This is a genomic window from Stenotrophomonas sp. FW305-3-2-15-E-LB1 (assembly GCF_058787375.1).
The window spans coordinates 1-25,543 of the sequence record NZ_JBYSZR010000005.1 but is presented as its reverse complement, the minus strand read 5'-3'; the positions used below and the strand labels follow the sequence as shown (position 1 = coordinate 25,543).

22 protein-coding genes are annotated in these 25,543 nt (G+C 69.9%); 7 read left to right on the top strand and 15 right to left on the bottom strand.

All coding sequences use genetic code 11. From position 1 onward, the window contains the following. Positions 1-151 precede the first annotated feature (151 nt). Positions 152-541, bottom strand: coding sequence for an I78 family peptidase inhibitor (locus AC3WL7_RS05390; RefSeq protein WP_079225454.1), 390 nt, complete (start codon positions 539-541; stop codon positions 152-154). Positions 542-657: 116 nt separating this feature from the next. Between AC3WL7_RS05390 and AC3WL7_RS05385 the strand changes: the two genes are divergently transcribed. Next, positions 658-1,710, top strand: a complete 1,053-nt coding sequence (locus tag AC3WL7_RS05385; RefSeq protein WP_492749605.1) for a DNA topoisomerase IB — start codon at positions 658-660, stop codon at positions 1,708-1,710. Positions 1,711-1,738: 28 nt separating this feature from the next. On the opposite strand, the gene AC3WL7_RS05380 is transcribed toward AC3WL7_RS05385, so the two are convergent. Next, a complete protein-coding gene (locus AC3WL7_RS05380; protein WP_079224598.1) occupies positions 1,739-2,083 on the bottom strand; it encodes a putative periplasmic lipoprotein in 345 nt (114 codons plus the stop codon). 196 nt (positions 2,084-2,279) lie between these two features. Between AC3WL7_RS05380 and AC3WL7_RS05375 the strand changes: the two genes are divergently transcribed. Both AC3WL7_RS05375 and AC3WL7_RS05370 read left to right on the top strand, forming a co-directional pair. After that, positions 2,280-3,386 (top strand): SDR family oxidoreductase, encoded by a 1,107-nt coding sequence (locus AC3WL7_RS05375; protein ID WP_492749604.1) that lies wholly within the window; start codon positions 2,280-2,282, stop codon positions 3,384-3,386. Between the two features lie 68 nt (positions 3,387-3,454). Then, positions 3,455-3,868: a DUF7684 family protein gene (locus AC3WL7_RS05370; protein ID WP_492749603.1), complete on the top strand. Its 414-nt coding sequence runs from the start codon at positions 3,455-3,457 to the stop codon at positions 3,866-3,868. Here the strand turns inward: AC3WL7_RS05370 and AC3WL7_RS05365 are convergent. Continuing rightward, a complete protein-coding gene (locus tag AC3WL7_RS05365; RefSeq protein ID WP_492749669.1) occupies positions 3,841-4,908 on the bottom strand; it encodes a serine hydrolase domain-containing protein in 1,068 nt (355 codons plus the stop codon). The genes AC3WL7_RS05370 and AC3WL7_RS05365 overlap by 28 nt on opposite strands. A gap of 192 nt (positions 4,909-5,100) precedes the next feature. Here AC3WL7_RS05365 and AC3WL7_RS05360 point away from each other — a divergent pair, with 192 nt between their 5' ends. Beyond that, the gene (locus tag AC3WL7_RS05360) at positions 5,101-5,487 is read left to right on the top strand and encodes a BlaI/MecI/CopY family transcriptional regulator (RefSeq protein ID WP_079224605.1); all 387 of its coding nucleotides are present in this window, start codon (positions 5,101-5,103) and stop codon (positions 5,485-5,487) included. 3 nt (positions 5,488-5,490) lie between these two features. Continuing rightward, the gene (locus AC3WL7_RS05355; protein WP_492749602.1) at positions 5,491-7,434 is read left to right on the top strand and encodes a M56 family metallopeptidase; all 1,944 of its coding nucleotides are present in this window, start codon (positions 5,491-5,493) and stop codon (positions 7,432-7,434) included. A gap of 86 nt (positions 7,435-7,520) precedes the next feature. On the opposite strand, the gene AC3WL7_RS05350 is transcribed toward AC3WL7_RS05355, so the two are convergent. The 3 genes from AC3WL7_RS05350 to AC3WL7_RS05340 all read right to left on the bottom strand — a co-directional run bounded on the left by AC3WL7_RS05350 (position 7,521) and on the right by AC3WL7_RS05340 (position 11,437). After that, the gene (locus tag AC3WL7_RS05350) at positions 7,521-7,844 is read right to left on the bottom strand and encodes an I78 family peptidase inhibitor (protein ID WP_492749601.1); all 324 of its coding nucleotides are present in this window, start codon (positions 7,842-7,844) and stop codon (positions 7,521-7,523) included. A gap of 84 nt (positions 7,845-7,928) precedes the next feature. Continuing rightward, positions 7,929-8,951, bottom strand: coding sequence for a ribonuclease H-like domain-containing protein (locus AC3WL7_RS05345; protein ID WP_492749600.1), 1,023 nt, complete (start codon positions 8,949-8,951; stop codon positions 7,929-7,931). Next, positions 8,948-11,437 (bottom strand): DEAD/DEAH box helicase, encoded by a 2,490-nt coding sequence (locus tag AC3WL7_RS05340; protein ID WP_200734117.1) that lies wholly within the window; start codon positions 11,435-11,437, stop codon positions 8,948-8,950. The genes AC3WL7_RS05345 and AC3WL7_RS05340 overlap by 4 nt, the downstream gene beginning before the upstream one ends. A 196-nt stretch (positions 11,438-11,633) precedes the next feature. On the opposite strand from AC3WL7_RS05340, the gene AC3WL7_RS05335 reads away from it, so the two are divergent. Both AC3WL7_RS05335 and AC3WL7_RS05330 read left to right on the top strand, forming a co-directional pair. After that, positions 11,634-12,116, top strand: a complete 483-nt coding sequence (locus AC3WL7_RS05335) for a hypothetical protein (RefSeq protein ID WP_200734116.1) — start codon at positions 11,634-11,636, stop codon at positions 12,114-12,116. A gap of 37 nt (positions 12,117-12,153) precedes the next feature. Further along, positions 12,154-12,828, top strand: coding sequence for a hypothetical protein (locus tag AC3WL7_RS05330; RefSeq protein WP_492749599.1), 675 nt, complete (start codon positions 12,154-12,156; stop codon positions 12,826-12,828). Positions 12,829-12,879: 51 nt separating this feature from the next. Here AC3WL7_RS05330 and AC3WL7_RS05325 read toward each other — a convergent pair whose 3' ends face one another. From AC3WL7_RS05325 to AC3WL7_RS05285, 9 genes are read right to left on the bottom strand one after another with little or no spacing between them, the layout of a single operon-like run. Next, entirely contained in the window at positions 12,880-14,688 is a 1,809-nt protein-coding gene (locus AC3WL7_RS05325) for a hypothetical protein (RefSeq protein ID WP_492749598.1), read from the bottom strand. After that, positions 14,685-16,850 carry a hypothetical protein gene (locus tag AC3WL7_RS05320; RefSeq protein ID WP_492749597.1) on the bottom strand — a complete coding sequence of 722 codons (2,166 nt, stop codon included), beginning with the start codon at positions 16,848-16,850 and terminating at the stop codon, positions 14,685-14,687. Before AC3WL7_RS05320 ends, AC3WL7_RS05325 begins: the two co-directional genes overlap by 4 nt. Continuing rightward, entirely contained in the window at positions 16,847-17,965 is a 1,119-nt protein-coding gene (locus AC3WL7_RS05315; protein ID WP_492749596.1) for a BatA domain-containing protein, read from the bottom strand. The genes AC3WL7_RS05320 and AC3WL7_RS05315 overlap by 4 nt, the downstream gene beginning before the upstream one ends. Further along, on the bottom strand, positions 17,962-18,858 hold the full coding sequence (locus tag AC3WL7_RS05310) for a DUF58 domain-containing protein (protein WP_492749595.1): 897 nt from the start codon (positions 18,856-18,858) through the stop codon (positions 17,962-17,964). The genes AC3WL7_RS05315 and AC3WL7_RS05310 overlap by 4 nt, the downstream gene beginning before the upstream one ends. 7 nt (positions 18,859-18,865) lie before the next feature. Continuing rightward, positions 18,866-19,849 (bottom strand): AAA family ATPase, encoded by a 984-nt coding sequence (locus AC3WL7_RS05305; protein ID WP_492749594.1) that lies wholly within the window; start codon positions 19,847-19,849, stop codon positions 18,866-18,868. A gap of 16 nt (positions 19,850-19,865) precedes the next feature. Next, on the bottom strand, positions 19,866-20,573 hold the full coding sequence (locus AC3WL7_RS05300; protein ID WP_197564653.1) for a DUF4159 domain-containing protein: 708 nt from the start codon (positions 20,571-20,573) through the stop codon (positions 19,866-19,868). Then, on the bottom strand, positions 20,573-21,907 hold the full coding sequence (locus tag AC3WL7_RS05295; protein WP_108745645.1) for a TldD/PmbA family protein: 1,335 nt from the start codon (positions 21,905-21,907) through the stop codon (positions 20,573-20,575). The genes AC3WL7_RS05300 and AC3WL7_RS05295 overlap by 1 nt, the downstream gene beginning before the upstream one ends. A gap of 21 nt (positions 21,908-21,928) precedes the next feature. Then, on the bottom strand, positions 21,929-23,563 hold the full coding sequence (locus AC3WL7_RS05290; protein ID WP_312739599.1) for a TldD/PmbA family protein: 1,635 nt from the start codon (positions 23,561-23,563) through the stop codon (positions 21,929-21,931). 31 nt (positions 23,564-23,594) lie between these two features. Beyond that, the gene (locus AC3WL7_RS05285) at positions 23,595-25,226 is read right to left on the bottom strand and encodes a TldD/PmbA family protein (RefSeq protein WP_492749593.1); all 1,632 of its coding nucleotides are present in this window, start codon (positions 25,224-25,226) and stop codon (positions 23,595-23,597) included. Between the last annotated feature and the right edge of the window lie 317 nt (positions 25,227-25,543).

Below are 25,543 nucleotides of genomic sequence, written 5' to 3'. Positions count from 1 at the left end.
ATGAGCAGGGACACTCGTGCCCGCCCAATCCCTGGAGCGCATCATGAGGCCACCGGATGCCTCGACTAGATCACAGTTGTTGCAACGCCGCAATACACGGTTGCGCGTGCAACCAAAACGCCGGCAAACCCTTGCCGGCGTTGGCTTTCACTCAACCGCAGCGGGCGCCGCTGACCAGGCCCTTTTCGTCCACTTCGATGTTCAGGCGATCGCCCAGGAACTCCATCGTGGCCACGTCGCTGGGCTTGAGCACGCGCACCTGGCTGGCGGCGGCATCTTCCTGGGCCTGCTTGCCCAGTGCATCGGTGTAGGCCTGGCCGACCAGGCTCTGCACCTGGCTGGCATCGCAGTTGCCGGCCGGCGGTGCTTCGGTGGCCTTGCCGGCTTCATCGGCCGGGGCCTTGGCGGCTTCGGCGGCCTGCTGGGCATGGGCGGTGGCCGAATCCTGCTCATCCAGCGCGGGCGCCTGGCAGGCGGACAACGCCAGCACGGCCGGCAGCAGCAGGGCGGAGAGCGAACGGGCGCGAATCTGGAACGGCATCATGACTCCGGAACGGAAGGGACTGTGAAGACCCGAGCATAGCCGCCCGTGGCCCCTCACGTGTTTGTCTTGCGTTATTGACGTGGCCACGCCGCGCCGATCGCCACACTGGCGGCATGCCTCCTGCCCCCACCCCCGAACGACAGGCCGCGCGCGCGGCGGGCCTGCGCTATGTCGATGACACCCAGCCCGGCATCAGCCGGCGCCGCGCAGGCAAGGGCTTTGCCTACCGCGATGCCGATGGCCACGCCGTGCGCGATGCCGCCACCCTGCAGCGCATCCGCGCGCTGGCCATCCCGCCGGCCTACACCGCCGTGTGGATCTGCGCCCATGCCAACGGCCACCTGCAGGCCACCGGGCGCGATGCGCGCGGGCGCAAGCAGTACCGCTACCACGCCGACTGGGCGGCAGTGCGCGACTCAGGCAAGTTCGACCGCACCATCGCTTTCGGCGAAGCACTGCCCGCCCTGCGGCGCAGGCTCAGCCGCGATCTCAAGCTGCGTGGTTTCCCCCGCGAGAAGGTGCTGGCGGTGGTGGTCGCGCTGCTGGCCGACACCCTGGTGCGGGTGGGCAATGAAACCTATGCCAAGGAAAACAAATCCTTTGGCCTGACCACGCTGCGCAACCGCCACCTGGACCTGCTGCGCGGTGGCCGCGTGCGCATGCGCTTCCGCGGCAAATCCGGGCAGCTGCACGAGGTGACCGTGGGCGACCGCCGGCTCGGTACGCTGGTGCGCGGCGTGCAGCAGCTGCCCGGGCAGGCGCTGTTCCAGTACCGCGACGACGAGGGTGTCGTGCAGCCGGTCGATTCCGGTGCGGTCAATGACTACCTGCGCGAGGTGATGGGCGAGGATTTCACCGCCAAGGACTTCCGTACCTGGGGCGGCACCCTGGCGGCGGTGCAGACCTTCGCCGCCACCGAGCTGCCGGAGCCGGCCAGCCAGCGCGCGCTGGCCAAGGCGCAGCGCGAGGTGGTGTGCCAGGTGGCCGCGCGGCTGGGCAACACGCCGGCGGTCTGCCGCAAGGCCTATATCGACCCGTGCGTGTTTGCGGGCTGGGAACGCGGTGAGCTCGCTTCGCTGGCGGGCCTGCGCGGCCCGCGGCAATGGGAGCAGGCGACCCTGAAGGTGCTGCGCCGGGCACGGCGGCTGGCCAAGCGCAGCGCCTGAGCGCTGCGTAGCGTTTGCGCGACGGCGCTTACCCGCAATAGATGGCAGTGATGTTGTTGGTGCGGCCGGTTTCGATGGTCAGGCGATCACCGCCCTCGACGGCCGCGCCTGCGGCAGGGTCAGCGCTGCCACTGGCGGTATTGCCGCTGCGCTCGCGGCTGCCGCGGGTGACCTGCACGTGCAGGCTGTCGCTGTCCACGCGCGCCCGCTCGACGGTCATCGCCGAAGCGGCCAAGCCGACTGCGCCGCGCACCATGTTGGTGTGGCACTGGCCGGAAATCACGCCATCGATCGGCTGGATCTGGGCAACCGGACTGCTGCTGCAGGCGGCAAGGGCAAAGCAGACGGCGGCGGTGGCAATCGCATGTTTCATCTGGGCATTCCTCGTGTCTTGGCCTGAAGAGTGCGACGACACGCGTGGTGGCGGAATGAATGCCATGCACGCGGTGGACACGGTGCGCTCACCGTCACCGACCACGCGGGCAGGGACACTGCACGAGCGGCGCACGCCGCCCCCGGTAGTGCCGGCCGCTGGCCGGCGACCCCATCCCCCTCCCGAGGAGACCTGCATGGCCACCACCAAGAAGACCCCCGCCCGCCGCAAGGCGTCGCCCAAGGTGCGCAAAGGCAGCACCGCGGCAAAGAACGTCGCCGAAACCGACCGCCCGCGCGTGGTGAAGACCGCCACCCGCAAGGCCGCGTCCAGCGACCCGCGCGCGGCCCGGGTGGCCGCGCGGCAGCGGCGCCTGCAGGACCAGGAGAAGGCCAAGGACGCACGCGCCATCAGGAAGGCGACGAAGAAGACCGCCACCCAGGCGGGTGCGCGCCGGCAGCCGGAAACCATGCCGGCCCAGCACCTGGCCAAGCCCGGCCATGAGCATGCATTGGAACTGGCACCGCGCTTCCTCGCCCCGGATTACGTCGGCAGCGGCAAGCTGCAGGGCATGCGCGCGATCATCACCGGCGGTGATTCCGGCATCGGCCGCGCGGTGGCCGTGCTGTTCGCCCGCGAAGGCGCCGATGTCGCCGTGCTGCATCTGGATGAAGCGGAGGATGCGGACATCACCCGCCAGCACGTGGAACGCGAAGGCGGGCGCTGCGTGGTGATTGCCGGCGACGTGCGTGATCCGCGCTTCTGCAACAAGGCGGTAAAGCAGGTGGCCAAGGCGTTCGGTGGCATCGACATCCTGGTCAACAACGCGGCGTTCCAGCTGCATTGCGAGCGCCTGGAAGACCTGGAAGACGCGCACCTGCAGGAAACCCTGCAGACCAACATCGGCGGCTACATCCAGATGGCGCGGGCGGTGCTGCCGCATCTGGGCGAGGGCGCCAGCATCATCAACACCGGCTCGGAAACCGGCCTGTTCGGCAGCAAGGCCCTCATCGACTACTCGGCCACCAAGGGCGCCATCCATGCTTTCACCAAGGCGCTGGCCAGTCAGCTGCTGCCGCGTGGCATCCGGGTGAACTGCGTGGCCCCGGGGCCGGTGTGGACGCCGCTGAATCCTGCCGACAAGCAGGCCGACGAGGTGGCTGAGTTCGGCAAGGACAGCGACATGGGCCGTCCCGCGCAGCCGGAGGAGCTGTCACCGGCCTATGTGTTCCTGGCCTCGCCCGCGTGCGCCAGCTACATCAGCGGCGCGATCCTGCCGGTGATGGGCGGTCCGCGCGGTTGAGCCGGCGGTAGTGCCGGCCGCTGGCCGGCAGCTATCCTCGGCGCACGCGAACAGAGGATGGGGTGGGCATGGACGGCACCGTTGAATACCTGTGGCTGCCGCCGGGCGCGATACCGCCCGAACGGGCCTGCTCCCCTTTCCGCGCCATTGTGGCGGTCGAAGCCGCCGTGGAGGCGGACTGGCAGGCGCGGGTGAGCGACTGGCTGGTCCGCAGCGGTTGCCGCTACATGATGGCCTGGGGCACCGAGTGCAGCGGATGGGATGATGCGGTGGACATGGCATCGCTGGAGGGCGAGGGCGCCGACTTTGTGATGACCACCTGGCATGACCGCGACACCCTGGCGGAGGTGTTCGCGTTCTGCGCCATTGCCCAGCACCCTACGCTGGCGCTGCCGCACACACTGGTGCTGCATGTGGCTGGGGTGGCCGACCGGGCGCGCGTGCTTGCAGGTGTTCAGGGCGCTGTTCTAGCAGGTGCATAGAGATCGGCGATGCGTGGAATGAAGCGCTGCGGGTTGGCGCCGACCAGGTTGGTCAGCACCACCACCGCCACGCCGCGGTCGGGGTAGACGATGAAGGCCGAGCGCGCACCACCGATGCCGGCGACCTGACGGTCCGGCGCGGCCTGCAGCACCGGCCACCCGGCGGCCCAAGGGCCGGCCCTGCCATCGGCGAGCGGCTCGGCGGTCCACATGCGCGTGCGCGCGGGCTCGGCCAGCAGGCGGCCGCTGGCCAGCGCGGCCAGCCAGCGTGCAGTGTCATCGGCGGTAGTGAGGATGCCGCCGCCCGCCCACAGGCTGGGCGGCATGTCGTAGAACCAGTGCGACAGGCGTGGCGGCGTGTCGGCCGCTTCCGTTGCGCGCGGCGCCAGGCTGTACATCGTTGCTGCATCGGGCACCAGGTCGTAGCTGTCACCGAAGGTGGTGCGGTCCATGCCGACCGTGCCGAACTGGCTGCTGGCGAGGAAGCGCTCGTAGGGCATGCCCGATTGCCGCGCGATGATCCGCGCCAGCAGCAGGTAGTTGGTCTGGTTGTAGGCGAAGCGCTGGCCGGGTGCGGCATCCATCGGCCGCTCGGTCACGGCCTGCCAGGCCTGCGCCTCGGTACCACCGCCCAGCAGCCCGCGCTCATCAAGGATGTCCGGCAGGCCCGAGGTGTGCGCGAGCAGCTGGCGCACGCGAACGCTCTGCCAGGCCGGCGGCAGCGCATCGAGGTAGCGCGCCAGCGGCGCATCCAGATCCAGCCTGCCCTGCTGCGCCAGCTGCGCGGCCGCCACGCCGGTGAAGGCCTTGGTGGCCGAGTTCAGCGGAAAGCGCGTGCTGCGCGTGGCGGCGATGCCGTTCTCCACGTTGGCCAGGCCGAAGGCTTCGGACAGCACCACGTGGCCGTCCTTGACCACGGCCACCTGCAGGCCGGGGATGCGCTCGTCCTGCATGGTCTGGCGGACCAGGCGGCGCGCCTGTTCGTTGGCGGCATCCGTGCTGGGCGACGCGGCGGCCACCGGCAGGGCGGCGAGGAGCAGCAGAAGGGCGGGCAGCGTTGGGCGGAACATGGGAATTCCCGGCAGGTTGTCGGGGATCGGATGCGCGGGGTGGGGAGAAGGTTTAAGCCCATCCCCAACCCCTACCGTTCGTCGGCCCATGACTTCCGGGGGGTTGACTACAACTGTCGTCACGCAGACAGTGACGACACGTGTAGTCAAGGGAGTGGTGTCATGCGTGGCAAGACCATCGGGGACCAGGAGCTGGCCCTGCTGCAGTACATCGATGAACATGCGCCGGCCAGCGTCGGCGAGGTCGCCAGTGGCTACGGCGAGGCCCGCGGGCTGGCCCGTTCCACCGTGCTGACGATGATGGAGCGGCTGCGCGCCAAGGGGTATCTTCAGCGCGAGCAGCAGGAAGGCGTCTACCGCTACCAGGCCACCCGTGGCCCGGACAGCGTGCTGCAGGGCGCCGTGGCCCAGTTCGTCGACAACACCCTGCAGGGCTCGGTGTCGCCGTTCGTGGCCTACCTGTCGCAACGCCAGGAAGTCAGTGACAACGAACTGGCGGAACTGGAAGCGCTGGTCGCCCAACTCCAATCGCGTCGCCACGAGGGCTGAGCCATGGACACCACGATGCTGATCCCGATGTTGGAACGCCTGGGCTGGACCAGCCTGCAGACCGTGCTGCTGGTGGCCCTGGTCTACGGCCTCTGCCGCGCCTTGCCCTCGCTGTCGGCCAGCACCCGCTGCCGCCTGTGGTGGCTGGTGTCGCTGCAGGCGGTGCTGGGCCTGTTCTGGAGCCAGCCGCTGCAGCTTGCCTGGCTGCCGGCGCCGCAGGCCGTTGCAATGAGCGCCACCGATCTGGCCGCCGATGCGATCCATCCGATGGCGCCGGAACTCTCCGCGAACCTGCTGGCCACTGCGCCGATCGACCAGGCCCCTGACATCGCCGCGTCGATCGGCAGCGGCGTATCGCCGATGGCCTGGTGGGCGATGGCGCTGGCCGCGCTGTGGCTGTCCGGCGTGCTGGTGATGGCGTGGCGCACCTTCGGTGAGTGGCGCCAGTGCCGCGCGCTGCTGGCCGCCTCGCATCCCTGCGAAGACGCGGCGCTGGTGCAGGCGCTGCAACTGGCTGCCGATGCCCATGGCCTGCGCCGCGCACCGCGCCTGTGGATGAGCGGGCAGGTGGACGCACCGCAGCTGGTCGGCCCGCTGCGCCCGGTGCTGCTGCTGCCGGCCGGTGCCAATGCCCTGCAGGGCGATGCGCTGGATCTGGCGCTGACCCACGAGCTGCAGCACATGCAGCGCCGTGACCTGCAGTGGGGCCTGCTGCCCGCACTGGCCCAGCACCTGTTCTTCTTCCATCCGCTGCTGCGCCTGGCCGTGCGCGAATACGCCCAGGCCCGCGAAGAAGCAGTGGATGCGGCGGTGGTCGGCCAGCACGGTGCCAGCCGCCACGCTTATGGCCGCCTGCTGCTGCAGCTGGGCGTGGCACCGCAGCCGCACCTGGGCGTGGCCAGTGCCGCGCCGAGCACCACCAGCCTGAAGCGCCGCCTGATGAGCCTGCAGCCGCGCCGTGCCTGCCCGCGCATCCTCGCCATCGGCCTGACCGCCCTGGTGGTTGCGGTGGGCGTGGCGCCGATGCGCCTCGTGGCTGCCCCGGCACCGCCTGCGCCGCCGGCGCCGCCGAAGGTGGTCCCTGCACCGCCCGCACCGCCGGCCGCGCCCGCTGTGCCGGCCAACGGGGTCCATCTGGTGATGCCCAAGCCGCCGGCACCGCCCGCCGCGCCGTCCGTCCCCGCGGCGCCGTCTGCGCCGTCTGCGCCGTCTGCACCGCCCGCGCCTCCGGCACCGCCTGCCGAGGATGACGACAGCTACACCACGGTGGGCGAGCTGCACCTGGGCAACGATCTGGAACGTGGCCACGTGCTGATCGACCACGGCCGCAGCTATGCCAGTGCGACGATCGATGACATCCAGCAGGCCCGCCGTGATGTCGGCCGCGATGGCCCGGTGCTGTGGTTCCGCGAAGGCAACAAGCGTTATGCCGTGCGTGATCCGGCCCTGATCCAGCCGCTGCAGCGCGTCTATGCGCAATCGGCCGAACTGGGCCGCCAGCAGGGCCAGCTCGGCCGCGAGCAGGGGGTATTGGGGCGCCAGCAGGGTGAGCTGGGCCGCAAGCAGGCCGTGCATGCCCGGGAAATCAGCCGTGTGGCGACCCAGGCGGCAAGCAGGGCGGTGCGCGAGAGCGACATCAACCGCCAGGGCGCAGCGGAGGCCGCGAGGGCGGCACGTGGTGCGGTGGATGACGCCGCGATTGCCCGCCAGGCCGCAGCCGAGGTGCGTCTTGCGATGCGTGAAGTGCAGGCGGTGCAGGACGCACACAGCCACGACATCAGCGAACTGGCCAACCAGCAGGCCCAGCTGGGCCTGCGCCAGGCCGCGCTGGGCAGCCAGCAGGCCGAACTGGGTGAACGCCAGGCGCAGCTGCAGGCGCAGGCGTCGGCACAGGCAAAGCAGGTGATCGCCCGCGCGATGGCCAGCGGCAAGGCCCAGCAGCTCTGAAGGAGCGGTAGCGCCGGGCCATGCCCGGCGAGCGCAGCGGCGCGTATGCGAATGGAACCCGCCGGGCATGGCCCGGCGCTACCTCATCAACCGCAGCTGGCGCGCTCGATCCGGTTCTGCTCGTCCACGCGCACGGTGACCCGGTCCTGGCGGAAATCCATCGTCACCGCCATGCCCGGCTTCACCACGCGTGCGTTGCGCGCACCGCTGTCGGCCACCAGCTTCTTGATCGTGGCCTCGTCGGCCGTCTTGCCGGTGAAGGCCTCCAGTGTCTCCGGACGGCATTCGTGCGGGCCTTCGGCGCCCTTGGCCGGCAGGGTGCCGGTGTCGGCGGTACTGTTGGCACCGGCATGGCTGCAGGCCGCGAGCGGCAGGATGCTGGCCAGCAGCAACAGGGTTGTACGGCGCATGGGCACGGCTCCGGTGAAGGGACAGGGGGCAGTGTCGCCGCTGCGCGTGTCAGCGGTGTCAACGCCGCCTGAACCCGCGCGCGCTCAGGGCTGCACCAGCGCCAGCGTCTCGCGCTCGCGCTGTTCCTCGCGGATCAGCCGCTGCAGCAGCAGGGCCAGGGTCACCACGTCCTGGTGGTTGTGGTCGGCCACGCGGCGCAGGTTCACTGCATCGCCGCCGCGCAGGTAGCGCAGCCACGCCGCGGGTGCTTCCGAACCGGGCAGGTCATCCTCGCGCACCACGCGCAGCAGTTGGCGCTCGATGGTGGACAGCTTGCAGTTCTCCCAGCTGCCGCGATAACGGCGGCGGGTGGGATAGAGCAGGTCGACGTGGTCCAGCGCGGTGATCGGATCGCGCTGCCGGGCCAGCCGGTAACGCGCCTTCAGCAGCGGCGCATCGTAGCTGCGGCCGTTGTAGCTGCAGAACACGGTGGAGGGCTGCAGCCAGCTGGCGAAGGTGGCCAGCATTGCGTCTTCCGCCGCCATGGTGGATATCAGCAGCTGGCGGATGCGCAGGCCCTCGCCGCGCTGCGGGCAGGCATGCCAGTCCGCAGCGCCGATCATGAAGGCGCGGGTGCCGGTGCCGCCGGCCAGGCCGGTGGTTTCGGTATCGAAGAACAGCAGGTCGCGTGCGGCCACGTGCTCGCCGTCGCGGCGGGCGAAATCCAGTGACAGTGGCTGCGGGGGAATCGCCTGCGGCTGCAGCGATTCGATCAGGAACAGGCCGGGGGCGATCTCCTCGCCAGGCAGTTGCCGGTCCTGCGCGCTGGCCCGTGCCGGGGCGGCGGCGCCGCGCGTGCGCAGGCCGAGCAGGCGATGCAGGCCGCCCACTTCCGGCCGCCGCAGCGGTGCCGGTGCCGTCGCAGGTGCCGCCGTGCCGGTCGGCTTGTGGCGGATCTCCTGCTCGACCCAGGCGAACACCGAGCGCTCGGCGGCGGGCTGCCGCGCGTCGTTGGCGGCTACCGGAGCAGGCGCCGTGGGCGGCGGCTCCGGCGCGGCGGGGGCGCTCGCCTTCGGGTCGCCGGCCTGCTTGCGCAGCAGGCGCAGCTTGTCCAGGCTCAGGCTCACGGTGCCAGCAGCTCCATCGGGTCGCGCGGGGTCACCACCACGTCGCGTACGTGCTGGCAGGCTTCGGCGTCAAACAGGTCGAGCACGCGCAGCGCCAGCGCACGCGGCGAGGTTTCATCTTCTTCCTGCGCAGCCAGCACCGGGCCGACGCAGGCCGGGCAGCCGGCCTTGCAGTCGCAGCGCTGCACCAGTTCGCGCGCGCGCTGCACCAGCTCGGCCTGGCGCTGCCACAACGGTTCGCTGAGGCCGACGCCGCCAGGGAAGTTGTCGTACAGGTACACCGTCGGCACGAACTCCTGCAGCAGCTCGACGATGCCCGGATCACCCTCGCCGCCGCGCAGCTGGCCGCGACCGGTCTGGTCGGCGATCGCGAACCAGGAACCGTCGCCGTTGCCGACCGACTTCTGCAGGTCGCGCGCATCGGCCATCACCGCCACGGTGGCGACGATGTGCAGTGCGTAGGCGGCACCGAGGAAGCCATCCAGCGCATCCTGCTTGCTGGCGAACGCGCGCAGCAGCAATGCCTGCGGCAGCTGCCACCACACCGCAGTGGTATGCAGTTCCTGGTCGGGCAGATTCACCGGGCCGTAGCCGATGTTCTCGTGCGTGTAGTAGCGGATCTTCTTGTAGCCGGCCACGCGGCGTACGACGTGGACTTCGCCATGGTGCGAGTCGCCACGGCCGGCCACGCCGCCGTCGAAGCGGTCCAGCACCTTGAGCTTGGTGAAGTCGATGCTGTCGGTGTAGTAGTCCACGTGGGTGCGCGTGACGTAGGCCTTGCGGCCTTCCCAGTCCAGCGTTTCCACCTGGTAGGGGGTGGACTGCACCATGTGGATGGCGCCTTCGTACAAGGTGAGCGCGGCCGCGGAATAGTCGACCTCGGCGATGATCTGCTGGCGGCCATCGCTGCGGTCGACCACCACGAAGTTGCCATCGGCCACCGCGCGCAGGCTGACCGCGTTGGCCGGATAGCTGTCGGCGATCCATTCCCAGCGCTCGCCTTCGCGATGGATGACCTCGGTTTCGGCCAGCGCCTCCAGGAACACTTCCGGATCGATCGGGCCGAAGCCATCGCCCACCCGGAACGGCAGTTCGAAGGCCGCGCAGCGGATGTGGTCGAACAGGATCAGCGGCTGGTCCGGCGCGATGCGCGCGTGCTCGGGCGAGGCCTCGGCGAAGAAATCCGGATGCCGCACCACGTACTGGTCCAGCGGCTGCGAGCTGGCCACCATCACCCCCAGCGCGGGCTGCTGGCGGCGACCGGCGCGGCCGAAGCGCTGCCAGGTGGCGGCCACGCTGCCGGGGTAGCCGTTGAGGATCACCACGTCCAGGCTGCCGATGTCCACGCCCAGTTCCAGCGCCGAGGTGCTGACGATGCCGTCGATGTTGCCCGCGCGCATCGCACGCTCGGTCTCGCGGCGTTCGGTGGGCAGGTAGCCACCGCGATAGGCGCGGATGCGCGGCGGCTTGCGCGGGTCGTGGTCGAAGATGTCCTTCAGGTACTTGGTCAGCACTTCCACCATCAGCCGGGTCTGCGCGAACACCAGCGTCTTCAGCCCGGATTTGATCGCGATGCGGGCGATGCGGTTGCTCTGCGATCGCGCCGAGGCACGCAGGCCCAGGTCCGGGTTGATCACCGGCGGGTTCCACAGCAGCACCTGCTTGGGCCCGCTGGGCGCGCCGGATTCGGTGATGGCGGTGACCGGCGCCTCGATCAGTGCTTCGGCATGCGCCTGCGGGTTGCCGATGGTGGCCGAGCACAGGATGAACTGCGGTTGCACGCCGTAGAACGCGCAGATGCGCTTGAGCCGGCGCAGCACGTTGGTGACGTGGCTGCCGAACACGCCGCGGTAGGTGTGCACCTCGTCGATGACGATGTAGCGCAGGTTCTCGAAGAACTGCGCCCACTTGGTGTGGTGGGGCAGGATGGCCTGGTGCAGCATGTCCGGGTTGGACACCACGATGTCGCCGTGCAGGCGGATGGCCTGGCGGGCATCGCCCGGCGTGTCGCCATCGAAGGTGAAGGCCTTCACGCCGAGGTCGCCGGCGCGGTTGAGCTCCAGCAGCTCGGCCACCTGGTCCTGGGCCAGCGCCTTGGTCGGGAACAGGTACAGCGCCTTGGCCTTGTCCTGCATGGCTGCGCTGACCACCGGCAGGGTGTAGCACAGCGACTTGCCGCTGGCGGTGGGGGTGACGATGGCCACGTGCTCGCCGCGCTGGCTGGCCTCCCACGCTTCCGCCTGGTGGCTGTAGAGCTGCTCGATGCCGCGCGCCTTCAGCGCTGCAGCCAGGGCCGGCGGCACCGAACCGGGCAGCGGCGCATAGCGGCCCTCGCGGCCGGGAATGGCGAAGCTGCCGGTGATGCGGTCGTGGTAGCGGCGCTGCAGGCGCGCACTGAGCAGGGCGCCATCGCGGGCGGGCAGGCCGTCGCGGGTGGCGAGCTTCTGCTCGGCGTCGGCGGTGCGCTTGGCGAGTTCGTAGGCCATGGAGGTGAAGCCGGGACGGTTTGCGAGGGGTCACATGGCACCACAGATGGGTCTCAGGGTGTGAGACCGCGTGCCGGGATGCAGTGAATCATTCAGTGCGGCGGCACGACACCGCTGGCTGAATGCCGGCAGCGCAGGCAACGAAATCTGAAGCCGTGATGCGTATCCTCGAGGATTGCACGCAACAGGCAGGGCGATGGCTGTGGCACGACGGGAACTGCAGGGAGCACTTCTGGCCGGCATGATGCTGGCCGCCACCGCGCAGGCGCAGCAGGCCACGCCGGTGGTCGAGCCCGCTGCGCAATCGCCATTGCCTGCGCCGCCGCAGGGCGATGTCACCACCCTGGGCGAAGTGCGCGCGATCAAGCCCGAAGATGACGAGCCGCTGGATCTGTACCGCTTCAAGAATCCGGTGAAGTTCGGTGACAACCGCTTCAGCCGCGACTGGAGCGAGCCGCCGTCGCCCGAACAGGTGAGCATGGGCGGTGGCTACATCATGATGGGCGTGGTGAAAGGCCTGACTGCCGCTGGCAAAGGCCTGAACAAGCTGACCGGTGGCCCGGACCAGATCCAGTCCGCCATTGCACGGCCACCGCCGGAACTGACCGCCGAGCAGCAGCGCCGTGCACAGCAGTTCTGCGAGCAGCAGGAAGGCTGCGATCCCCCGGCCGGGAAGTAGGCGCTATCCTGCCGCCTCTCCTTCCGAGGCTGCCTGGATGCTGCTGCGCTCTCTTCTCCTGCTTGCCACGCTGAGCCCGCTGGCTGCGGCGGCCAGCGACCTGGCCGACGGTGGCTCCTGCCGCAACGGCCTTTTCCCATCCGCGCAGTCTGGTTTCGCGCTGGCCAGGGTGGTGGGCACGCAGCGTTTGTACCTGCTGGGCGATATGGACGGCTGCCCAGCCAAGGGCGAACCGGCCTGCCGCCAGCGCAGTTACGTGGTGAGCGGCGATACCGTGGTGACCGGCCGTGACCTGGGCGCGTACCGCTGCGCGTTCTATCCGAACAAGGTGGGCGGCAGCGCCGGTTGGGTCGACCGCAGCACGCTGCAGCCGTTGCCGGTGGCAACGCCGTCGCTGCAGGACTGGGCCGGTGACTGGAAGGATGGCGACAACGGCCTGCGCATCTCGGTGCGTGGCGGCCAGCTTCATGTCGAAGGTGATGCCTACTGGCCCTCGGCCAACCCCACGCCGGAACAGCGGCCGTATGGGCCGAACATGGGCCAGGTGGAAGCGCAGGCGACGCCGCGTGGCAGCCAGGTGGATTTCGTCGAGGACAGCTGCACGGTGCACGCCCAGGTGCTGGGCGACGTGCTGGTGGTGTCCGACAACAGCGAATGTGGTGGCATGAACGTGCGGTTCGACGGCGTGTACCGGCGTACCGGGGCGCGGTGAGGGATGGGGTCAGTAGATCCACGCCATGCGTGGATGCTTCATGGGTGGGGCTCAGCGCCGCCGTTCCAGCCACCACAGCAGCGACACGCACAGCACGAACGCCAGCCACCACGGCCAGCGCGGGCCCGGCACCGGCTGCATCGCCGCAGCACCCGCAGGCGTGGCCGTTGCCAGCGCCTGCGTGGTTGCATCGATCATCGCCTGCCGATGCAGCACCGCTGCCTCATTCGCGTCGAACACATAGCGCCAGACGGTTGCCTCGCCATGCTGCAGGCGTTGCCAGCCTGCGGCACGCGGCCACCAGCCGGCGCAGCGCAGCGACGCTGTCGCGCCATCGACCACCAGCGGCACCCCCGCGCCCTTCGCATCGAACGCCTGCAGCGGCGCCTGCACGCCGCACAGAGCCTGCCGCTCTCCTGCCCAGGCAATCGCCTGCGCTGACCACAGTGCATCCGCACCGGCCTGCGCGCGTGCCAGCGTGGCGACCACACCGCTCCAGAGTTCGCCGTGGCGATCATCGCGACCGGCCAGCACCCAGCGCCAGCTGTCGGTGACCGGCAGCAGGCCGATGCGGCCCTTGCCGACGCTGCGCCAGCCACCGAGTGCCTTGCCCGCGCGGTCGTGCAGCAGCGTGCTGCCATCGATCGGCTGCAATGCCAGCACCTCCAGCGTGGGCAGGGCGGCGCTGTGCGAGCTGCGGTCGGCCGCTTCGCCGTCGGCGCTGGGCAGGGTGGTCGAGCCCAGCGGGCCACGCCGTGCGGCAAGCATCGTGCTCTCACCATCGCTGGGCAGATCGGCCACGTGGCTGCTGCCATCGCCCTGCACCGGCAGGCCGAGATCGCGCAGGCGCAGGCGCGCGCTGGCCGAGGGTGCACCGGCGCTGCGCACCAGCACACCAAGGCCATCGCGCAGTGCCTGGCGCACTGCAGCCAGCTGGCCCGCGCTCAAACCTGCCAGGCTGCGCTCATCCAGCAGCAGCAGATCGCTGCGCGCCAGTGCGGCGGCATCCAGCGGCACCGCGCCATCGCCCACGCTGAGGCCCGCGCCGGTGTCGGCCTGCACCTGCACGCGCAGGCCGGCATCGGTGGCCCAGCGGCGCAGGTACTTCAGTTCCGGCCCGGGCGCGCTGGCACGCACCAGCAGGCGCAGCGGTGCCGCCGCCAGCGTCTGCTGCGGCACCGGCACGCTGTCCAGCACGTGCGACTGCGCGTCAAGCAGGCGCAGATGGAACACGCTGCGGCCCGGCGCGCGGGCGATGCCACTGAGCTGCACGCGGCCATCGGCGGCCAGGTCCGCGCGATCAACCACGGTATCGGCCGGGTCCAGCAGTTCGGCGCGGCCAGCGCTGATGCCGTGCGCCTGGGCGTGCACCTCGAAGCGCGCACCGGGCGCTGCATCGGCCGGCGGCTGCAGCGCGATCCAGCCGCGCGGCGCAGGCGGCGCCTGCCACTGCACGTGCGCCGGCAGCACGGTGTCGCGGTCACGCGCGGCCAGGCCGGCGCCGACCAGGGTCAGCGTGGAGGCCGGGTGCTGGCGCAGCGCCGTGGCCAGATCAGGTACGCGCTGGCCGCCCGGCACATCCGCCGCTTCCGGCAACAGCAGCAGGGGGCCATCACTGGCCGGCAATGTGCCGGCAGCGGTGGCGTCGGCAGTGAGCACGACCAGGCCGCCCGCCGGCTGCTGCTGGCTGGGTGGCTGCAGGCAGAAATACAGCAGCACCGCGGCGATGGCCTGCACGCCCAGCCGAACCGCGCGGCGGCCGCGATGTGCAGTGGGCGCGCGCAGCTGCAGCGCGCTGGCGAGGATGACGATGACCGCCAGGGCCACGGCCAGCCACAGGTTCAATGCAGGGGCGTTCATGGCTGTGCCTCCAGCGCATCGAGGTAGCGCTGGCCCATCGCATCGGTGGCCGTGCGCCGCATCACCTGCGGCAGCGGCCGCTGCAGGGCGCGCCACAGCTGCGCGCGCAGGCGCTGGCGGCAGTCGCTGCAGTCCGGTTCGATGCGCAGCTGCTCGATGGCGGCGGCCAGGTCGAGGGCGTCGGGCAGGAAGGCGGCATGGCGCTGCTGCCAGCCGGCCAGCGCATCCAGGTCGGGCGTGCCGTCACCGTCGCCCAGCCGCTGCCAGGCCTCGACGATGGCCGGGTCCGGCGCTGTGCGTGCGGCCAGCGGCAGCTCGCGGCTGGCCAGTCCCGTGCGGTCGCCGCCCAGGCGGCGGCCTTCGTCGATGGGCGGCAGTTCGGGGCCGACGCGGGCCAGGTAGATGCGCTCGGCCTGCTGCACCAGCTTGATGAAGCCCAGCGCCTTGTGGGCGAACGGCAGCGCCTGCTCGGGCCGGCCCTGGCGCAGCTCGCCTTCGGCCGACCACATCTGGTCCAGCGCGGCCTTCAGGGTGGCGCGGGTCTGCGGGTCGAGCAGGGTGGCGGCCTCGGCGTGGTCGTGGGTGTGGCCGTACTCGGACAGCACGTCGGTGGCACTGCCGAACACCGGCGGCGTGCCGGCATTGCCGCCGGTGCCGCCGTGGTCGTGGCCATGCGCATCATGGCCATCGTCCTGCGTGTGCTGATGCTCGTCGTCGTGATCGTGCGAGTCGGCTGCGGGTGTATCGCTGGTGGGCAGGTCGCTGGTCGGCGGCGGCTTTGGCGCGCCCTCGCTTTCTTCGCCGAGGAACTGGCCGTAGCGCAGGCGCAGGATGCGCTGGTCGACGCCGATCGCATCACTGCGCTTGATGAAGTCATCGGCGGCCAGGCTGCGGCGTTGGCGGATCAGCGCTTCGGCATCGATGATGATCTGCCGCTGGCTGCGGAAATACGCCGGCAGGGTCTTCTTGATGCGGCCTTCCAGCTCGGCACCGAGCGCGACTTCGGTGGTCGGCAGGCGCAGGATCACGCTGCTGCTGCGCCCGGTCTGCGCGCTGGGGGCGTGGTTGTCGCGCACTTCCAGCTGGGCGATCACATCGTTGCCGGGCTGCGCGCCCAGCGCGGCCAGGTCGAGGGTGTGGGCGAAGCGTCGTGCGGTGGCTTCACCGCTGCCGGTGAGGGTGACGCTGCGCTGGACGAAGGTGATGTTCTCGCCGCTGCCCTGGGTGGTGGTGATCGACAGTTTTGCCTGCGTGGCCACGCCGTAGTCATCGCTGGCTTCGAAGCGCAGCGCCCATTGCCGCTGCCCGGGCGTGCCCAGCACCAGGCTGGCGGCCGGTTCCAGCACGCGCACGCTGGGCGCGCGGTCGGCCACCACATCCAGCCGGTACAGGCGGGTGCTGGCCAGCGCAGGCTCGCTGACCACGCGGTACAGCACCGGCGTGCGTGCCACGTCCTGCGCCTGCCATTGGCCATCGTGCTCGCGCAGCGGCAGCCGGCGGCCATCGTGGAACTGCAGCCAGGCGCTGCTGGGCGCACGGTCGAACCGTAGTGACCACGACAGCCGGCTGTCCGCAGCCACCTTGGCATCCAGCGCGTTCTGGGTGCGCGTGGCCTGCCCGGTGTAGGCCGGTGCATCGATCTGCAGGCGGGTTGATTGCAGCTGCAGCGGGCCGGCGGCAGCAGCGGGCGCCGTTGCCGTGCCACTGCTGCCTGCAGGCATGCCCGTGCTGCGCGGCCAGCCCAGCGCGAGCAGGGCGATGGCCAGCCCGCCGATCCAGCACAGGGCCAGTGCGGCGCGCGGCCAGCGCGGGCGCAGGTCCGGCATGGTGCGTTCCAGCGTGGCCAGCACATGCGCGCGCTGGCGCTGCTGCAACGGGTTGAGGCGGGCGACATCGGCAAACAGCAGGTCGGCGCTGTCCTCGCTGCGGCCGCTGCCGTCGAGCTGGCGCTGCAGCCAGCGCGGGTCCATCCGACGCGCCCGCGCCACCGCCACGCCCGCACAGGCAAGCAGCGCCAGCGTGGCGACCACGCAGGCGGCATCGAAGCCGGCCAGCCGCAGGGCCAGCGCGGTGGCGGCCAGCGCCCACGGCAGCCCGAGCAGCAGGGTGATGCTGGCGCGGCGGCGGCGTGCGCGTTGCCAGGTGCGTTGCAGCGACGTCATGCCGGCCTCCGCGCGCGGCGGCTGGCCATCCCGCGTTCCAGCGCGAACAGCAGCACGATGGCCAGCAGCAGCCAGGGCGTGGGTTCACGCGGTGCGGCAACGCTCGCGGGCAGGACTGCCTGCTGCGGTGCCTGGTCCTGCGCATCGGCCACACGCGCGGGCGGCGGCGGTTGCAGGGCCATCAACAGCGACTGCGGCAAACGGGCATCACGCAGCGCGGCGTTGTGGGTGGCGTCCCACTCGCCGGGCAGCGACAGCAGGCGGCCCTGGCCGACACGCTGCTGCCACAGCAGCGGCGCGCCCTCGGCGGTGCGCAGGCGCACGCTGGCACCCTGCACCGGTGGGGCCGCGGTGAGGACGCTGCCGCCGTGGCGCAGCCAGGCCTGCCAGGCAGGCGGCAATGCACCGGTACCGCTCCACACCGCAATCTCGCCGCGTGCGGGCAGCGTATCGGCAGGCAGCTCGGCGGGTGCAGGCTGGGTGCTCCACGCACGCTGCAGGGCGCTGATCCACTGCCGCGCGCTGGCCGGTGCGTCGGCATGCACGCGCAGGCGTGGCGGCGCCACGAAGGCCTGTGTGCTGGCGGGGGCCGCAGGGTGCGGCTGCCAGTGCACGGGTCGCGACAGCTGCAGGCGTGCGCCATCCAGGCCTGGCAGCGGATCGGGCACATGCACGGTGAGCGCGGTGCCGGTGGGCAGCTGCGCGTCCAGCTCGCGCAGCAGGCTGGCCAGCGGCGCAGCCACGCCGGGCGCCGGCTGGTCGACGGACGGGAAGCCGGGCGCCAGCCAATGCCAGTGGGCTGCTTCGCTGCTGCCGCGCTGTGCGCGGGCATCCAGGCCGGGCGCCACCACCGTCCACGCGCCGGGGGGCGGTGCGCTGCCGGTCAGCGCCGGGCGCGCCAGCAGCAGCGCCAGTGCAGCCAGCAACAGCAGGCGTACCAGCAGCAGCGGCCAATCATCGAAACGGATGCGCTGGCGCGGGCGGACCTGCGCGCGCAGCCAGCGCAGTGCGGCGAAATCCAGCGGCGTATACGGATGGCGCCGGGCCAGGTGGATCAGCAGTGGCAGCAGCCATGCGGCCAGCGCCGCCAGGCCCAGCGGGAACAGCAGGGTCATGCGCCGCCTCCGCGGCCGAACACCACCTGCAGTGGCTGGTCCAACGGCTGGTCGAGCCAACCGGTGGCGCTGGCGATGCCGCTGGCCTGCAGGCGCGACTGCAGCGCACTGTGTGCGGCAGCGAAGCGCTGCAGGTAGTCGGCGCGGATCGCGGCGCCATCGCCCAGCAGTTCCTCGCCGGTTTCCGGATCGCGGAAGCGGTGGCCGGCATCGAACGGGAAATCACGCTCGTCGGCGCCCAGCACCTGCAGCAGCATCACCTCGCGGCGTGCGCTGGCCAGCTGTTCCAGCAGCACGATGCTGGCCTCATCAAAGCCATCGCCGATGGCCAGCAGCAGATCGCCGGGGCGAACGCGTTCCCACAGCGGGCGCAGGCGGCCGGCTGCCGGCCAGCCACCGCGCGCCTGCAGGGCATGCAGCTGCAGGTGCACACGATCACGCTGGCGTGCGCCGTTGCCGGCCGGTACCAGTTGCAGGCCATCGCCGTTGATCGCCAGCAGGCCGAAGCGATCACCCTGCTGCAGGGCCAGTTCGACCACGCAGGCGGCAAGCCCGCGCATGTGGTCCAGTCGGGTGCGCTGCGGCGCCGCGCGGTCGGCCTGGCCGGCCGAGGCGGTGGCGTCCAGCAGCAGCCAGACGGTGATCGGGCTCTCGCGTTCGGATTCGCGCACGAAGAAGCGGTCCGAGCGCGCGTACAGCTTCCAGTCGATCTGGCGCAGTTCGTCACCCGGCTCGTAAGCGCGGTACTGCGCGAACTCCAGGCCGGCACCGCGGCTGCGGCTGGCGTGCTGGCCGATGCCGCCTGCGCCACTGGCCAGGCGCGGCCGCAGCCGCAGCGTGCGCAGGCGCGCGCGCAGCTCCGGTGGCAGGGTCAGCGGCGTGCCGGTGCTCACGTGTGCTTCAACCCGGGAACGGCACGGCCTGCAGCAGGGCGGCGACCACGTCGTCGGCCCGCTTCTGTTCGGCTTCGGCGGCGAAGGACAGCAGCAGGCGATGGCGCATCACCGGTGCAGCCAGGGCCTGCACATCCTCGCGGGTGGCGGCGAAGCGGCCCTGCAGCAATGCGCGTGCCTTCGCCGCGAGCACCAGTGACTGTCCGGCGCGCGGGCCAGCGCCCCACTTCACCCATTGGTTGATGGCGGCCGGTGCGCCGTCGCCGGGACGGCTGGCGCGCACCAGGCGGGTGATCCAGGCCAGCACATCGGGGCTGACATGCACCTGGCGCACGGCGGCCTGCAGCGCGATCACCGCGTCGGCATCCATCACCTTCGGCACCGCCCCGGTGGCGCCGCCCGTGGTCTGCTCGATGATGCGGCGCTCTTCGTCTTCGCTCGGGTAATCCACCAGCACGTGCAGCAGGAAACGGTCCAGCTGGGCTTCCGGCAGCGGGTAGGTACCGGCCTGTTCAATCGGGTTCTGCGTGGCCAGCACGAAGAACGGCGCGGGCAGCTCGCGCGTGGTGCCTGCGTGGCTGACCGTGCGTTCCTGCATCGCTTCCAGCAGTGCGGCCTGGGTCTTGGGCGGGGTGCGGTTCAGTTCGTCGGCCAGCAGCAGGTTCGTGAAGATCGGGCCCTGCTGGAAACGGAAATGGCGATGGCCGGTGCCGTGGTCCTCTTCCAGCAGCTCGGTGCCGAGGATGTCGCTGGGCATCAGGTCGGGAGTGAACTGCACGCGCCGGAACTGCAGCTCCAGCGCCTGCCCGAGCGAGCGCACCAGCAGGGTCTTGCCCAGGCCGGGCGCACCCTCCAGCAGGCAGTGGCCGCCGGCCAGCAGGCCTATAAGCAGCTGCTCGACCACCGTGTGCTGGCCGACCACCGCACGCGCGAGCGCCGCGCGCAGCGCATCCAGGCGCGGCAGCAGGGAATCGAGGTCGAGGGTGGTCATGGTCGTGCAGGTCCTGTCAGTTGTTCAGCGCGTACATCACGATGTTGACGCCGAAACGAGTGTTGTCTTCGGCCAGGAAACGCTTGTTGCGCCAGTCGTAGTCCCACTCGCAGCCGTAGTCCTTGTTGCTGTAGAGCAGGCCAAGGCGGCCATCGACCTCGATGCCCTTCAGGTAGTCGTGCACCAGGTCGTCGCCCCAGCCGTTGAGCTCGAAGCCGGTGGCGGGCGGGCCGTCCGGGAAGCGGAAGAAGCTGCGATACAGCGCATGGGTGTTGGGCAGCTTCTGCAGGGCTTTCGGCCCGAACAGGCGGCCCATCTGCGCCTCGAACGAGGTGGCGAACAGGCCGTCGATGTCGTGGTTGCAGTCATCGACGAAAACGAAGCCGCCGTTGCGTACGTAACGCACGAAGTTCTGCCGCTCGGCGGCGTTGAACTCCACCAGCGTGTGCCCGGCCAGATAGCAGAACGGTGCTTCCAGCATGCGCGGGTCGGCCAGTGCCACCACGTGCTCCTGCGGGTCCACCCGCAGCGAGGTGTAGTCGATCAGCGAGGTGATCAGGTTGGACGGCATGCGCGCGTCCACGTCCCAGTCACCGGAGTCGTACTGCAGGCGGGTGAACCAGAAGTCGTAGCGCGAACTGCGCGGGCCCGCCTGTGCCCAGGCCGGCAGCGCCGCCGCCGAAGCGGCAGCGGCCAGCCAGCGCAGGCAGGCCCGGCGATCCATCAGACCGCGTCGGACAACGAGGTGAAGGTGAAATCGCGCAGCTTCATCGGCGGGATCATCATCACGAAGCTGGATTCATCACCGGCCACGCGCACCGGCCGGCCCAGTTCCTCGATGTTGTTGAGCATGATCACCGGCGATTCGTTGAAGCGGAAGTTCTTCACCGGGTGCTTGATCTGGCCGTTCTCGATGTAGAAGGTGCCATCGCGGGTGAGGCCGGTCAGCAGCACGGTCTGCGGGTCGACCATGCGGATGTACCAGGTGCGGGTGACCAGGATGCCCTTCTGGGTGCCGCGCACCAGGTCGGCCGTGCTCTTGTCGCCGCCACTCATCAGCAGGTTGCCCGGCGTGGCCTTGGCGGTCTTGCCCTGCTTCTGCGCCCAGAAGCGCGAGTAGTCCAGGTTGGCGATCTTTCCGTTCTCGATGATGGCCATGCGCTCGCGCGGCATGCCCTCGCCATCCCACGGCAGCACCGGTGCCTCGGCATGCCACGGGTCGGCATACATGCTCACGCGCGGGTCGTAGACCTGCTCGCCCAGCTTGTTGCCGCCCCCCTTCTTCGACAGGAAGCTGCGGCCTTCATCGGCCGAGCGTGCGCTGAAGAAGTTCATCATGAAGCTGATCAGTCCCGCGGCCGCCGCCGGCTCCAGGATCACCGTGTACTTGCCCGGTTCCAGCGCCTTGGCTTCGGCCGATTCGGTGGCCTTGCGCATGGCGATGCGGATGTCCTGGTCGGCCTTGAAGTCCGCCGCATCCTTCAGGTTGCGGCCGACCCAGCCCGAACCGCGGCCATCTTCGGTACGCACGGTGCAGGTGTAGTCGAAGCTGGTGGTGCGCTGGTAGGCGAAGTTGCCGTTGCTGTTGGCGGTGGCCTGGAACCCCTGGCCATCTTCGAGGAAACCGGCAGCGATCAGGCCGTTGCCCCGGCACGGCGCGATGGAATCGGCGGCGACCTTGGCGCGGAACGCCGGATCAATCGCGGCGGTGGATTCGCTGAAGGTCGGGCTGGGACGGTAGCTCTGCTTGCCGATGGCGGGCATGAACTCCGGGTTCTCCGGGGCCAGGCGGGCCAGGTCCTCGGCGCGGCGCACCACGCGTTCCAGCGCGGCATCGTCGAACTCGTTGATCGAGGCGGTGCCCACGCGCTTGCCGAAGGCCACGGTGACGGCCAGCTCGGTGTTGTCGACGATGCCGCTGGTGGAGACGTTGTTCAGCGCGAAACGGATGTTGCCGCTGATGGAACCGGCCAGCACGGCGGTGCACTCATCGGCCTTGGACAGGGCGATGACCTTGTCGAGGATGGCCTTGGCCTGGGCTTCGGTGAAGATACTCATGGTGTAAGGGCTCCTGACCGGTCAGCCGAGGCTGCGTGCGGTGTTGATGACGTTGATGCCGTTGAAGCGCGCGGTGGACGAACCGTGCGAGACCGCCGAGACCTGGCCCGGCTGGCCCTTGCCGTCGAAGAACGAACCGCCCAGGCGGTAGTCGCGTTCGTCGGCCACGGCGGTGCAGGCGTTCCAGAACTCCGGCGTGCGGATCTGGTAGGCCACGTCCTCCAGCATGCGGGTGATCTGGCCGTTCTTGATCTCGTAGAACAGCTGGCCGCCGAACTGCGCGTTGTAGCGCTGCTGGTCGATGGAGAACGAACCGTCGCCGATGATGTAGATGCCGTTCTCGACGTCCTTGATCATGTCCGGGACGCTGAGCGGGGTCTTGCCCGGCGCCATCGATACGTTGGCCATGCGCTGGAACTGCACGCTGGACCAGGAATCGGCGTAGCAGCAGCCATCGGACTCGGTCTTGCCGAGGATGTGGGCCTGGTCGCGGATGGTCTGGTAATCCACCAGCTTGCCGTTGCTGATCAAGTCCCAGCGCTTGCACTTCACGCCTTCATCGTCGTACGCGACCGCGCCGAGGCTTCCCGGCTGGGTCTTGTCGGCGAAGATGTTGACGTGCTCGCTGCCGTACTGGAAATGCTGCTCGCGCTTGTCCAGCGTGGCGAAGCTGGTGCCGGCGTAGTTGGCTTCGTAGCCGAGCACGCGGTCCAGTTCCAGCGGGTGGCCGATCGATTCGTGGATGGTCAGCCAGGTGTGCGACGGATCGAGGACCAGGTCGTACTTGCCCGGCTTCACCGACGGTGCCTTCAGCTTCTCCTGTGCCTGCTTCGCCGCGGCGATGGCATCTTCCTTCATGTCGTAGGACGAGCCGTAGTTCACCACGCCATTGGGGGTGAGCACCTTGCCGCTGGCCGCACCGTCCAGGTACTCATAGCCCAGGCCCATCGGCGCGGACAGGCCTTCGCGTGTGCGGAACTTGCCGCTGGCCTTGTCGATGGCGGTGACCGTCATCGGCGCCCAGATGCGGTGCACGTCCTGGTCGATGTAGGAGCCATCGGTGGAGGCGAAGTACTTCTGCTCGTTGACCAGGAACAGCATCGAATTGACGAAGCTGGCACCGGCGCCCATCGCGGCGGCGTTGACGTCCAGCAGCAGGTCGACCTTTTCCTTGATCGGCACGTCCATGGCGTTCTTGCGGATCGGCGTGCGCCAGCTCACTTCACCCACGCCCGGTGCCTTGGCCAGCTGCACCGGCGCGGTCTGCACGCCGGCGTTGGCCTTGGCGATGGCAGCGGCCTGCTGCGCGGCACGGGCCACGTCGGCGGTGCCCAGCGCATTGGTGGCAGCGAAGCCCCAGGCGCCGTTGACGATCACGCGGATGCCGACGCCGGTGGACTCGGTGTTCACCACGTTCTGCACCTTGTCCTCGCGGGTGATGACGAACTGCCGCAGGTAGCGGCCGATGCGTACATCGCAGTAGGTGGCGCCGGCGCTGCGAGCGGCCTGCAGCGCCGCATCGGCCAGGCGCTTCTTCAGCCCCAGGTCCAGGCTGGACTGCAGCTGCTCGGCGGCGATGGCCTTGCCGAAGAACGACGGCACGATCAGGCCGCCCGCGGTAAGCCCGGTAAGGGCGAGGAAGTCACGTCTCTGCAAGGCAGCTCTCCACGTCGAAGGATGGGACGACTCAGGCGCCGAGACTGCGCGCGGTGTTGATGATGTTGATGCCGTTGAAGCGGGTGGTGGACGACCCGTGCGAGACCGCCGATACCTGCGCGGGCTGGCCCTTGCCGTCGAAGAAGGAACCGCCGAGGCGGAAATCGCGCTGGTCGCAGATCGCGGTACAGGCGTTCCAGAACTCCGGCGTGCGGATCTGGTAGGCGGCATCCTCGACCATGCCGGCGATCTTGCCGTCCTTGATCTGGTAGTACAGCTGGCCGCCGAACTGCGCGTTGTAGCGCTGCTGGTCGATGGAGTAGGAGCCGCGGCCGTGGATCCAGATGCCGTTCTCCACATCCTTGATCATGTCCTCGACGCTGAGCGGTGCCTTGCCCGGCGCCAGCGAGACATTGGCCATGCGCTGGAACTGCACGCTGGACCAGGAATCGGCATAGCTGCAGCCATGCGAGGCGTCGCGACCGAGGATGTGGGCCTCATCGCGGGTGGCCTGGTAATCGACCAGCACGCCATCGCGCACCAGGTCCCAACGCTGGGTCTTCACCCCTTCATCGTCGTAGCCGACCGCACCGAGGCTGCCCGGCTGGGTCTTGTCGGCGAAGAAGGTGACGAGGTCGCTGCCCCAGCGGAAGCCGGCATCGCGCTTGTCCAGCGTGGCGAAGCTGGTGCCGGCGTAGTTGGCCTCGTAGCCCAGCACGCGGTCCAGCTCCAGCGGGTGGCCGACGTTCTCGTGGATGGTCAGGAACAGGTTGGACGGGTCCAGCACCAGATCGTACTTGCCGGGCTTCACCGACGGCGCCTTCAGTTTCTCGCGCGCATGGCGGGCGGCGGCGATGGCGTCCTCCACCGGGTCATAGGAATCGCGGTAGGCGGTGATGCCGCCGGGCAGCTGTACCTTGCCGCGCGCATCGCCGTCGAGGAACTCATAGTCCATGCCCATCGGCGAGGACAGCCCGGCACGGGTGCGGAACTTGCCGCTGGCCTTGTCGATGGCGGTAGCGGTGAACGGCAGCCAGATGCGGTGGATGTCCTGGTCGATGAAGGAGCCGTCGCTGGAGGCGAAGTACTTCTGTTCGTTGACCAGGAACAGGGTGGAATTGATGAAATCGGCACCGGCATCGAGCGCGGCGCTGTTGAGCGCCAGCAGCAGTTCGATCTTGTCCTGGATCGGCACTTCCATGGCGTTCCTGCGCACCGGGGTCTGCCAGCGCACCTCGCCGACCGGTGGCGTCGGCGCCAGCTGCACCGGCCGGGTCTGGATGCCGGCATTGGCGCGGGCGATGGCCGTGGCCTGCTCGACCGCGCCGCGCACGGCCGCCTCGGTCTGCTGATGGGTTGCAGCGAAGCCCCAGGCGCCGTTGACGATGACCCGCACGCCCACGCCGGACGACTCGCGGTTGGTCACGTTGCCGACCTGGTGTTCGCGGGTGATGATCGACTGGTTGAGGTAGCGGCCGATGCGCACGTCGCAGTAGCTGGCCTTGGCGGTGCGTGCGGCAGCGAGGGCGACCTCGGCCAGCCGCCGGCGCTGCGCGGTATCCACGGGCGCAAGCAGCTGCTCGGCCGCGATCAGCCGCGAATGCGGCAGCACCAGGCCCGCCAGGCCCAGACCGGAATAAGCCAGGAACTCACGTCGTTGCACAGCGTCTCTCTCTTCTTACAACCGTGCGGAGGGCAAAGGGCCGCTCCGATCACGTCAACTGCTCGACTTTCGCCAGCGCGGGGCAATCGGGCAAGTGACTGCAGTCATGGTAGGGGAGGGTTTCGGCAGGGCTTGCAGCCCTGCACCTGCGGTAGTGCCGGCCGCTGGCCGGCAACCTCAAGATCAAGAGCGGCATTCCGTGGGATGGCGGGGCGGTGTGGGTGGTCAGGACACGCCGTAAACCCCCAGGCCGGCCCAGCCGCTGGCGGCTGTGCGTTCGGGCGCTTGCGAAGCAGTGCTTCGCAAGCAAAGCGCCC

Coding starts and splice junctions, on each gene's coding strand:
- AC3WL7_RS05330 (WP_492749599.1), top strand. CDS start 12,154: ATGCTGCTGCGCTCTCTTCTCCTGCTTGCCACGCTGAGCCCGCTGGCT.
- AC3WL7_RS05340 (WP_200734117.1), bottom strand. CDS start 11,437: ATGGCCTACGAACTCGCCAAGCGCACCGCCGACGCCGAGCAGAAGCTC.
- AC3WL7_RS05360 (WP_079224605.1), top strand. CDS start 5,101: ATGCGTGGCAAGACCATCGGGGACCAGGAGCTGGCCCTGCTGCAGTAC.
- AC3WL7_RS05320 (WP_492749597.1), bottom strand. CDS start 16,850: ATGACGTCGCTGCAACGCACCTGGCAACGCGCACGCCGCCGCCGCGCC.
- AC3WL7_RS05355 (WP_492749602.1), top strand. CDS start 5,491: ATGGACACCACGATGCTGATCCCGATGTTGGAACGCCTGGGCTGGACC.
- AC3WL7_RS05305 (WP_492749594.1), bottom strand. CDS start 19,849: ATGACCACCCTCGACCTCGATTCCCTGCTGCCGCGCCTGGATGCGCTG.
- AC3WL7_RS05325 (WP_492749598.1), bottom strand. CDS start 14,688: ATGAACGCCCCTGCATTGAACCTGTGGCTGGCCGTGGCCCTGGCGGTC.
- AC3WL7_RS05385 (WP_492749605.1), top strand. CDS start 658: ATGCCTCCTGCCCCCACCCCCGAACGACAGGCCGCGCGCGCGGCGGGC.
- AC3WL7_RS05375 (WP_492749604.1), top strand. CDS start 2,280: ATGGCCACCACCAAGAAGACCCCCGCCCGCCGCAAGGCGTCGCCCAAG.
- AC3WL7_RS05390 (WP_079225454.1), bottom strand. CDS start 541: ATGCCGTTCCAGATTCGCGCCCGTTCGCTCTCCGCCCTGCTGCTGCCG.
- AC3WL7_RS05300 (WP_197564653.1), bottom strand. CDS start 20,573: ATGGATCGCCGGGCCTGCCTGCGCTGGCTGGCCGCTGCCGCTTCGGCG.
- AC3WL7_RS05380 (WP_079224598.1), bottom strand. CDS start 2,083: ATGAAACATGCGATTGCCACCGCCGCCGTCTGCTTTGCCCTTGCCGCC.
- AC3WL7_RS05350 (WP_492749601.1), bottom strand. CDS start 7,844: ATGCGCCGTACAACCCTGTTGCTGCTGGCCAGCATCCTGCCGCTCGCG.
- AC3WL7_RS05295 (WP_108745645.1), bottom strand. CDS start 21,907: ATGAGTATCTTCACCGAAGCCCAGGCCAAGGCCATCCTCGACAAGGTC.
- AC3WL7_RS05370 (WP_492749603.1), top strand. CDS start 3,455: ATGGACGGCACCGTTGAATACCTGTGGCTGCCGCCGGGCGCGATACCG.
- AC3WL7_RS05315 (WP_492749596.1), bottom strand. CDS start 17,965: ATGACCCTGCTGTTCCCGCTGGGCCTGGCGGCGCTGGCCGCATGGCTG.
- AC3WL7_RS05335 (WP_200734116.1), top strand. CDS start 11,634: ATGGCTGTGGCACGACGGGAACTGCAGGGAGCACTTCTGGCCGGCATG.